The following is an 11,955-nucleotide window of genomic DNA, read 5'->3' on the forward strand; positions in this document are numbered from 1 at the left end:
TCGTTCCTTTGTTGGGGTGCCTCCCTTTTTTGTGTGCCAAAAAGGAGAGTAGACGTTGAAGAAATCAGGAAAACGTGTGAAGAAACAAGCGGAACAGCTAACCAAAGTGGTGCTGGCATTTGCGTTATTATCACCTCAAGCCCTGTTGCTTGATTGGGGTGCAGCCACGGTAATGGCTGAAACAGTTGAAACAATCGGGATTGTATCCGATACGTCCAGCATGAAGGCTGTACAGTCATCCAAGGTGAAAGTAGAGATGAACAGTGATGGTAAATACAGAATTGTATTACTACCAAACACAAATGTATTTTACGGTGGTGATACAGGGAATGTATCCACCATTATCGACCATAACGGATCTCCCGTGAACTTCAAAACATTGCCGCTGAATTATTACCGAATTAACAATAATGTGATTGAAATGTCCCGGCAAAAGGACAATGTGGAATATATTTTGCGTGTATCTATCGTTAATGCTACCTCACAAGGTGGGTACATGAAGGTTGAACTGGAAGCCATTAACCGTAGCGGAACGGCACTGAATTTGGGTGGAACATTTTATTGGGATACGATGGTGAATGGCAATGATGCATCTCCGTTTGAAGTCATCGAGAATGGATGGCGCAATTACAGCGGCGGTGTACAGGTCACGGCTTTTTATACGAATACGTACAATGTTGTGAATGCAGATCGCATATACATGGGACAGTACAGTGGTCCGGACAATGCGCAGCTAACAGGGGGTTCTTCACCTTCGTCATTCACTCCAGGCCAGACCGTTACGGCTAGTGATACAGCCGCGCAATTCTGGTGGAATGCCAAAGCAACAGCGAATCAGGCTTCACGCAAATTTTCAACGATCGTGGGAATCGGCCCTCAGAACGTTCCGCCTTCATTTACACTAACGGCTCCTTCTTCGGGGCAAACGTATTACAAAGGCGAGCAACTTCAGATCTCTGGTACAACACGAGATACGGATGTAGGCGACCTGTTGACCGTGAAATGGTCCATTGATGGTGGGTCTGAGAACATTTTGACCCAGATGACCGCGACGGGTTCGAATCAGTCTTTCAACACCAATTACAAATTGCCTGACACCCTGCCAGATGGTACGCACACGTTGCAAGTATGGGTCATGGATGACAAAGGTGGGGTGTCCTCAGCAGGAACCATTAACTTTACAGTAAGAAGTTTTGTTGTGCCCGGAACGCCGACATACACATTGGTTAATTCTAATAATTTGACGGTCAACTGGGATAAGAAGGCGAATGATGCATCCGTTACATATGAACTGAAAAATATGACAACGAATCAGATCGTGGATACAGGTACATCAAACAGTCGGCAGGTGACTGGACTCACTCCGAATACCAGTTATTCTTTTGCAGTACGGGCCAAAAATTCAAGTGGTTCCTTCACGGGGTACTCCAGTCCATCCACCAAATATACATTGGCGAATCCACCCGCTGCTGCGGCTGTGACACAATCAGGCAACTCAGTTACAGCGAGTTGGAATAATAATAGTAACCCTGCGGGCACCCAATACAAAACGGAAATACGCAGTCCAGGCGGGCAAGTCCTTGTAACAGGAACAACAACGTCCACACGTACAGCGTTTGCCCTGACCGGGCTCGCGGACGGAAAATATGAAGTGTTTGTGGCGGCGCTGAATGGCGAAGGGATACAGACCCCGTATATATCCGCTGGAGAGATGATTAAGGATACAACGGGTCCAACTGCTCCTTCCGTTACAGTCACTCCATCCACTTGGACCAAGGAAGATGTTCTGGTCACGGTTGAAGAAGGTAAGGATGCTTTGAGCGGAACTCAGAAGACTGAAGTGAAAGTTGGTCCGGCAGGAGAATGGCGTGAATACAGCGCTCCGTTTACCGTAAGCAGTGAAGGCAACACAACTGTTATGGCACGCAGTATTGATGCATTTGGTAATACGGGACAGGAAACGGCTGTGACAGCTAGGGTAGATCGGACGGCACCAACGCCACCTGTCATCTCGCTGAATCCGCCCGATTGGACAAAAGCGGCGGTAATCGTGACATTAACGGAGGGTACGGACGAAGCAAGTGGCATTAGTCTGACACAGTATAAGCTGGGAAGTGAGGGAGAATGGATCGACTACAAGGCTCCTCTTACACTAAGTGAAGAAGGGATAACCGAGATTTACGCAAGAAGTGTTGATCGGGCCGCCAATGTCAGTGCTTCCACTTCGGCAACAGCCAGAGTCGACAAGACTGGGCCTGAGCAACCAACGATTACGTTAAATGAAGAGAATTGGACGAATCAGGATGTAACTTTTGCAATAAACAGTGGTGAAGATGCAGGCAGTGGGCTTGCCAAGAGTCAATATCGACTTAACAAAGAAGGTCCTTGGATCGATTACACGGGCGAAGTGGCGGTTACCGATGAGGGAGAAACGATCGTATATGCACGCTCAATTGACCGTGTAGGCAACATAAGCACGTCCGCTCAGGCTACAGTTCGAATCGACACGACAGCTCCAACCGAGCCGGTGATTAGTATAAGTCATTCTGGATGGAGTAAAGAACATGTGCAATTCACTATCGCTGGAAGTGTGGATGAACAAGCGATATCCTATGAATACAGCATGAATGATGCCCCGTATATGACAGGAAGTAGCGGTACAGTTAGTACAAACGGCGCTACCACCATTCGGGCCCGAGCAAGAGATACCGTTGGTAATGTGAGCAAGGAAGTGAGTCGAATCGCCTATGTGGATCAGATGGCTCCAACGATAATATTTGCCCCGAACGGACATGGCTGGACGGACATGGATATATCCACTACCATTCAGTATGCCGACGCCCACTCAGGCATTCAGGAACTGGAACGATTCTATCAAGTTACGAACAGTGCAGAATCACCGGAGCATTGGCTTGAAGCTCGCTCTGACCAGCATAAAATATTCATCGAATCGGAAGGTATATGGTACATCCATGCGAAAACCATGGACAGAGCAGGGAATACATATGAGACAACATCATCACCTTACCATATTCAACGCAAGCCCCAGCAACCGACTCATGTGAAAACGACACAAATCGCTGAGACTTCAGCTGAACTTACAGTGGATTTGCCAACTGGGGAAAGGTATACCGATGGATATCAGTATGAGATAACGAACAAAACTACAGGGCAGTCATGGACACTCGATTATCCTAACCACAGTATAATCGATCACTCCCTAAGTGGTGGTCAGGTCTATGAATATGAAGTTAGAGTGAGAAACCATACCGGAGTAAGTGATGCAGTAAGCGCTCAAGTGTTAACTACCCCGGCAGCTCCCGGAACGTTGCACATTCGAAAAGTAGATTCACAGCCCAATTTAGCCGAAATTCAATTTGATTCAGTACGAGGAGCAGATGCTTACCGCATCATCGCGACTACTTCGGACGGTGCCACCGTATTTGATCAGACGGTATCTGATTCTGGTAGCCTTCCCTATGTCAGTAACCTCGTTCCAGGAACCATTCATAACATCTCGGTAACGGCAATGAATGAAAGCGGAGCAGGTGGTAGTAGTAGAACTGGATTTCTCACACTGCCGGCAGTGCCCGGTGAATTTATGGCCGTTCAAATTCAGGAGCATGATATTTCATTAAAATGGGAAACAGTGACTTCTGCAACGTATTATGGTCTTACACGCGATGGAACAGCCATATATGAAGGAGAGCAGACGGAGTATCTGGACTCGGGTCTGGATAGCGGAACGGAGTACAGCTATACGTTAATTGCCGGAAATGAGACAGGACCAGGACCGTTGGCAGGATTACCTTTGCTCAAGACTTTACCTGGGCAGGTGTCCGGCTTACAGATATCAGATGCTTCCACAGGGAGTCTTCGTCTGAATTGGGAAACAGTACGTGGAGCCGATCGTTATGAGTTATGGTTGAATGGAGAGAAGTCGGGAACGGTTCCTGCCGGAACCCAAGAATGGAACTTTGCGGGACTGAGTTCAGGAACATCTTATCAACTGGATGTACAAGCAGTGAACGGAAGTGGACAGGGGATGCACAGTTCGGTATCAGGAACAACGCTACCAGAGAGCCCGTCGGGACTTCACGTTGTTCAAGTAACTGAACAGGGAGCAATATTGAGCTGGGAGCCTGTAGCTGGGGCAACGAAATATCGGGTGGTCATCGATGGACAGAGCCATGAGATATCAGATACACAACTCGCAGTTCACCACCTGTCAAGCAGTCGTGAGTATACCTATGAAGTACAGGCGGGCAATGCTGCCGGGTACGGTGCATCCACCAGTAGTACAATTCTTACTTTACCTAGCAGGCCGGAAGGACTGAATGTCACATCGACTGGTGAGACAAGTATGGGACTTGCATGGCAAGCTGTAGGTACGGCAAATCTCTATATTGTGAAAATCAATGGAACAGAAGTGGGCAGAACATCAGAACTAGCCTACACGGTTGAGGGATTATTGCCAGGTACAGAGTACGCTTTGGAAGTTCAGGCTACAAATGCTTCTGGTCCAGGTGAGACAGCGCAGCTCATCCGATTGTCCAAACCTGTGTCGCCTGCCGAAGTACTTGTTGATCCAGGAGTACATCGTGCAAAAGTTTCCTGGTCTATCGTGGAAGGTGCCGCTGAATACGTGATTGAGCAGAATGGCAAGGAGATCTATAGAGGAATGGAGAATGAAGCAACGATTACAGGGCTCCAGGATGGAACGTGGCATCACTATCAACTATGGGCAGTCAACAGACAGGAGACTCGTTCTGAAGCGACGGATGTATCTCTACTGACTTTGCCTGAGAAACCCGTTAAGGTTGCAGTATATGATGTGGCAAAAAACAGCCTAGGTCTGGATTTCAGTAACACAGGTGTCCAAGGGGTAGATCATTACGTCATTGAACGGGATGGAAGAGAGATCGCTCAGATGGATTCGAGTGAAACCCAATTCGTAGACAAGGATCTGTCGCCGGGAACGAAATACACTTATGTCATTCGGGCAGTCAATGCGAGTGGAACGAGTGCGCCGCTTACTTTCAGTATAATGACTCAAACGTTGCCATTGGTTGCAGAAGGTATCACAGTTGAAGCCGGAACACATGCGGTGGATCTGGCTTGGGATGTTGTTAAGGGAGCGGCTGCATATGAGATTCGTAATCGGGTAACGGGAGATATACAGAGCGTGTCTGAACCCTCTGTACATCTCAATAGCATGCTGGATGGCACAGCGTATGAATTCGAACTTGTTGCGATTAATGAAGATGGTCATCGGTCAGAGTCTATTCAGATTCAAGTTTTAACGAAACCTATATCACCTCAGACGGCAGGTATAACCCACATTACAGATCAGACTGCGGTACTGGACCTGACTGGAAGCTCCACACGGGGAGCAGAGCAATTCATTATTATGCGGGATGGCGTTGAAGTCGCAAAGGTTCCAGCAGATCAAGCTTCATTTGAAGATCAGGGACTGACACCAGGAGAGCATTACACGTATACCATCAAAACATCCAATGCAACGGGAGAGAGTGATTCCGGTTTCGAAGTTTACTTACGAACGTTGCCTGCGACCATAAACGAACCTTTACATGCAAGCATGATTGGGGAAAAGGAGGGATTGATCTCTTGGCCAAAGGTACAAGGTGCGGAGGGAAATAACATACGTATCGGAGATCAGATGTTCACCACGATTGAAGAAGGGGATATCACAGAGGTGAGATTAACTCATCTGGAGAGTGCAACCCGATATGATCAGGTACAGATTATTCCTTATAATACGGCTGGTTCAGGAAGTCCAATGATCGTGACTCCTTTTTACACCTTGCCTCATGTGGATTCACTGGAAATGAAGATATATCCGGAGACAGATCACGCCAAACTGGAATGGAACTTCCCTTATGGGAACGAAACTTTCGTTATATTACTGGATGGTACAGAAGTATACCGAGGCAAACAAAAAGAGTTTATTGTTGATCAACTGGATGCAGGCAAACAGTACTCGATTGAAATCTACACAGAGAATGATCAAGGAGATGCATCGGAGAAGCTGGCGTATTCTGTCCTGACCAAGCCAGCAGCTCCGGTCAAAGTGGAGTATCATTCGGCGAAGGACCACATTCGTCTTCTATTGGAACAGAGCCGGGTCGAAGGTGCCGAGCAGTTTATCATTGAGCGTGACGGTGTAGAGATTGCTCGTGTTCCTGCAGACGAACTGTTCTATGACGACAAGGAACTCGAACCGGGCGTGAACTATATCTATACAGTGAAGGCCATGAATGCCTCCGGCAGTAGTGATGGTGGTTATTACCTTCATGCAATGACTTTGCCTGGTAGTGCTGCTTCATCTCCTGTAGTAGAGGGGCGTTCCATGTATGGTGCAGACATTGTATGGGAACTGATTCCTGGTGCTGGGGGTTATCGAGTTTATCGAAACGAAGAGCTTGTGGGAACAACAACGGAGACATCCATACATGTGTCTGAATTAAACAGTGCCGAGCGTTATACTGACTTTGCAATCGTTCCATTTAATGAGGCAGGTGAGGGTGAGGCGCTCCAGGTTCCGGAATTCGAGACGTTGCCTTCCGAGGATCTGACAGTTGCAGCCGTAGCGCAAGGCACAAGTGCGATTAAGCTAACTTGGGAACTGGATTCAATAAATGAGGTGATTGTGATCACCCATAAAGATCGTGAGATCTACCGTGGCACGCAGCGCAGTCATGTATGGACAGGACTGAATGCCGAGCAGCATTATGAGGTGGAAGTATGGACGGAGAATTCAGCAGGTGAAAAAAGTGAAAGAAAACGGGCAGCAGCCATGACTTTTCCGTATCCACCATCCGCCTGGAGCGGTGGCGGTGCAACCCCGAGTCCAAACGGTACATCGGAACAAACCGATGAGGTGAGTTCACAACCTGAAACCTCTGAGCAGCCTGATGTACCTGTGAAAAAAATTATCAAATTTATTGATATCAGCCAAACATTCAATAAAGATCAGATCACCTGGCTGGCGGAACAAAATATCATTCAAGGTGTAAGTGAAACTCGCTTCGAGCCACGCCGTCCGATCACCCGTGCGGAGTTCACTGCATTAATCGTGCGTCTGATGGGTGTGGACACAACGGTTAATGAACAACATGGATTTCAGGATGTGAACGATGAGGATTGGTTTGCTCCTGAGATTAAGGCAGCCGTTCATCATGAGATGGTTCAAGGCATGGGAAACGGCAAATTCGCTCCACATGCGCTGGTGACACGGGAACAGGCATCCAAGATTATAGCAAATGTTGTTCGTAAAATCAGACCGGAACCGCTGACTTCCCCAAGAGCGTTTACCGACCAGACTGATGTATCTAATTGGGCCAAAGAAGAAGTGCAGGAACTTGCAGGTTTGTACATGATTACCGGATATGAAGACGGCAGCTTCCGTCCCATGCAGCACTTAAGCAGATCCGAAGCTGCAGCGCTGATCTTCCGTTTAAATAAGCTGATTCAAGTTATGGATGAGAATCGTACAGATCAAGTGGAGAAAGCGTCAGCGTTCGATCGTCATATCTAGATTGAATTGATTCTTACATGTGATACTGCAATCATCGGCAGTAACGACATTACCGCTTGATTGGTTTTTAATGCTATAATGGTTGCCAATATGATAAAAAAAGGGTAATGAACAATGGTGATGAATAATGAATAATAAATTTATCCGGATATATGAAGATATTGCAGATCGTATTCGGACCGGAGAGATTGAGGCAGGGACGTTACTTCAATCGGAACTGGATCTATCGGAAAGTTATCAAACGTCTCGAGAGACTATTCGCAAAGCATTGAAAATGTTGTATGAAGAAGGTTATATTCAGAAGATTCAAGGCAAGGGCTCGATTGTACTGGATATACGCAAGATCGATTTTCCCATCTCAGGTCTGGTTAGCTTCAAGGAATTGGCCAAAAAAATGGGACATCGTGCTCAAACGTATGTGAAGGTTTTCGAGGAGCAGCAGGTGGATCAGGCGTTGCACAAGAAGATTAACTTTGGTCTGAATGAACAGGTCTGGGAGATCAGACGTGTGCGCAAAGTGGATGGAGAGCATGTCATACTGGACAAAGATTACATTAGCCAGCGGCTTGTTCCTGGGCTCAGCAAAGAGATCTGTAATGATTCCATCTATCAGTACATTGAGCAAGAGCTGGGACTTTCCATTTCGTTTGCCAAAAAAGAGATTTTGGTGGAAGAACCCACCGCCGAGGACAGGGAACTACTTGACCTTGAAGGGTTCCATAATGTGGTTGTGGTGAGGAGCCAGGTGTACCTGGAGGATGCCAGTCAATTTCAGTATACGGAGTCGAGGCACAGACCGGACAAGTTCAGATTTGTGGATTTTGCACGTCGCAGATAAGTTAATCAAGATCGATCAGAGAGTACCTTTCACTGCATTATTCAGTGGATCGGTACTCTCTTTGGTTATGGCGGAATCCGAAGATCGTCCATCAAGAACCGCTTAATGTCAATGTTCTTCCTGCATGTCGGAGCGTATGATCACAATATATACGAGGCCGAGGAGTGAGGGAATTGAATCACGTGACAGCGAAATCAAATGTTCGCATATGGGAAGAAACCAGAGATATTCCAACCTATGGTACAGGTAAACCGGACAAAAATCCGATGTTTCTTGAAAAGCGAATCTATCAGGGGAGTTCTGGTAAGGTGTACCCGCATCCCGTGATCGACAGCATTGAAGATGAAGCCCAAATGAAGTCGTATCGATTAGTTATTCTCGAAAATGAATATGTACGTATTGAGATGATGCCCGAATTGGGTGGACGTATCTATCGTGCGTTGGACCGGACCAACAACTACGATTTTGTATATTATAACCGAGTGATTAAACCTGCGCTCGTGGGTCTGGCAGGGCCATGGATTTCCGGAGGAATTGAATTCAACTGGCCACAGCATCATCGGCCCAACACGTTTGGTCCAGTCGATTATACATTTGGCAGTAATGAAGATGGAAGCGCTACCGTGTGGGTGGGTGAGATTGACCGCATGTATGGTACCAAAATGACCGCTGGCTTCACATTACATCCCGGCAAAGCCTATCTTGAAATCCATGCCGAGGTATACAATCGCACCAGCGCACCCCAAACTTTTTTATGGTGGGCCAACCCGGCTGTAGCTGTCAACGATCATACGCAATCCGTGTTTCCACCTGATGTAACGGCTGTGCTGGACCATGGAAAACGGGATGTATCCCGCTTTCCAATCGCAACCGGCACTTATTACAAGATGGACTATTCCGAAGGTGTGGATATCTCACGATACAAAAATATACCGGTTCCAACATCCTACATGGCGTATAAGTCGGATTATAATTTTGTAGGCGGATATGACCACGGGGTTCAGGCTGGTTTGTTGCATGTAGCCAATCATCATACTTCTCCGGGCAAAAAGCAATGGACCTGGGGGAACGGGGAATTCGGGCAAGCCTGGGATCGTCAGTTAACGGACGAGGATGGACCTTATATTGAATTAATGACCGGGATCTATACCGATAATCAGCCTGATTTTACATGGTTACAGCCCTATGAAGCGAAATCATTCTCGCAGTATTTTATGCCGTATAAAGGAATTGGTATGGTCAAAAATGCAACGATTGATGCAGCGGTTAATCTGGAAATGGACGAAACGACCGGAAGGGTAACCGTAATGGTATATGCGACGTCGGTTTTTGAACAAGTGACCGTTGAAGCGATAGGTCCAACCACGATATATCTCCATGAGAGATGTAATATCTCACCTACGGAACTATATAAATCTTCATTCCCGTGGAGCGGACAAGATGAATGGCATCAGGTGAAGTTAAGTGTTCGAACTGCGGAAGGAAAAGTACTTGTAGCCTATCAACCTGAACGTTCTGAGATTCAGGAAGTTCCAGATCCGGCCACACCACTCCCGCTACCATCCGAGATTCGTACGAATGAACAACTATATCTGGCTGGTCTTCATTTGGAGCAATATCGGCATGCCACGTATGAACCGGAACCTTATTATCTGGAAGGGTTAAAGCGTGATGCAACGGATATTCGTCTAAACATAGCGTATGGCACATTGCTGCTGCGTAGAGGGTTGTTCCAAGATGCAGAGAAGCATTTCAGACAGGCCATTCAATCGCTGACGTGGAAAAATACGAATCCATATGATAGTGAAGCATTTTACCAACTCGGTCTAAGTTTGAAATTACAGGGGAAACAGGAAGAAGCCTACGCAGCCCTGTATAAAGCCGTATGGTCTGCACAGTATCAGGATACAGGTTATTACATGCTTGCTCAGATCGATACGGGGCAACATCGGTACATCGAAGCTTTGGATCACATCGAACGTTCGCTGATTCGTAACACCAGAAATTATAAGGCTCGCCATCTGAAGGTGGCTCTGTTACGTAGATTGGGTCAAAATAAACAGGCCATTCAATATGCGCGTGAGACATTGGAACTGGACCCGGTTGAATTTGGAGCTGCACATGAATTAGTCCTGATCTACAGCGGAGCAACTGCACCTTCAGAGAGAGAACAAGCGGGGCAAACACGTGAGCATTTCCATCGTCTGATGCGAGGAGACGTTTATAATTATCTGAATCTAGCCGCAGACTACGCGGATTGTGGATTGTGGGAAGAAGCACTGACGGTACTCTCTTATGTTGAATCCGAAATTGCACAGCCGTATCCTATGGTTGGTTATGTTCAGGCTTACTTGTATCGTCAGCTGGGGGATGTGGAGCAGGCCCGAGAATGTAAAAAGCAGGGAAAAGCTGCTCCAACGGATTATTGTTTTCCTAATACGTTATTTGAATTCACGGTGCTTCAGGATGCATTGGCAGTGGATTCGAATGATGCGCGTGCTCACTATTACCTGGGAAATTGGTTATATGATCATAAACGCTACGAGGAAGCAATTACCCATTGGGAAACTTCACGCGAGGTGGATGCTACATATTCGACTGTACATCGGAATCTGGGACTGGCTTATTATAACAAGCTGAATCGCCCCGATCTTGCACTGGCATCATTAGAGGAAGCTTTCCGGTTGGATTCACAGGATGCCCGAATCTTCTACGAGTTGGATCAATTGCACAAGAAGATAGGGTATTCCTGCGAGAATCGAGTCAAATTGCTGGAACAACATATGGAGTTGGTTCACCACCGTGATGATCTTTATATTGAGTGGGTGACTTTATTGAATATGCAAGGTAGTCATCAAGAAGCATGGAATGCCCTTCAGACCCGGCGGTTTCATCCATGGGAGGGTGGAGAAGGCAAGGTAACAGGACAATATGTTATGGCACTGACGGAACTGGCGAAGCGAAAACTGGAGAAACAACAACCTGAACTAGCAATGGAATTGTTGAAGAAGGCTTTGGTTTACCCGGAGAACTTAGGTGAAGGTAAATTGGAGGGAGCCGGAGACAACCCAGTTTACTTTTATCTTGGCTGTGCCTACCAGCAACTGAAGAGTAATCAGTCGGCAGAGGAAAGTTTCCACAAAGCATCCATCGGTTTGAATGAACCGGCAAGCGCGATGTTTTATAATGATCAACCGCCGGAATCCATCTATTATCAGGGTCTGGCTTGGCAGAAGCTTGGCAATGTGAAGGAAGCAAACCGACGGTTTAACAAACTCATTGACTATGCGGAAAGACATATGCATGATCATATCCGAATGGATTATTTTGCGGTATCTCTGCCCGATTTTCTGGTATTCGACGACGATTTAGATCAGCGAAATGAAGAACATTGCCGGTATATGCGGGCATTGGGTCTTCTGGGGTTGGGGCGGATAAGTGAAGCTGAACTTGAGTTGGAGCGGGTACTGGAGAAAAACCCGAATCATCAAGGGGCAATCATCCATCGATAATTGATAATCGTTTCAACACATCCCATTTATATCGAAGGAGTTATATA

The 11,955-nt window shown here is 46.8% G+C and carries 3 protein-coding genes; all 3 read left to right on the plus strand.

The features are described from left to right. Positions 1-55 precede the first annotated feature (55 nt). Positions 56-7,558 (plus strand): fibronectin type III domain-containing protein, encoded by a 7,503-nt coding sequence (locus tag PAEAM_RS21655; RefSeq protein ID WP_100528925.1) that lies wholly within the window; start codon positions 56-58, stop codon positions 7,556-7,558. A gap of 127 nt (positions 7,559-7,685) precedes the next feature. Beyond that, positions 7,686-8,396 carry a trehalose operon repressor gene (gene treR / locus PAEAM_RS21660; protein ID WP_076249494.1) on the plus strand — a complete coding sequence of 237 codons (711 nt, stop codon included), beginning with the start codon at positions 7,686-7,688 and terminating at the stop codon, positions 8,394-8,396. 173 nt (positions 8,397-8,569) lie between these two features. Next, positions 8,570-11,908, plus strand: a complete 3,339-nt coding sequence (locus tag PAEAM_RS21665) for a DUF5107 domain-containing protein (RefSeq protein ID WP_100528926.1) — start codon at positions 8,570-8,572, stop codon at positions 11,906-11,908. The last annotated feature ends 47 nt before the right edge of the window (positions 11,909-11,955 follow it).

It is taken from the genome of Paenibacillus sp. GM1FR, assembly GCF_002803315.1.
Lineage (GTDB): Bacteria > Bacillota > Bacilli > Paenibacillales > Paenibacillaceae > Paenibacillus > Paenibacillus amylolyticus.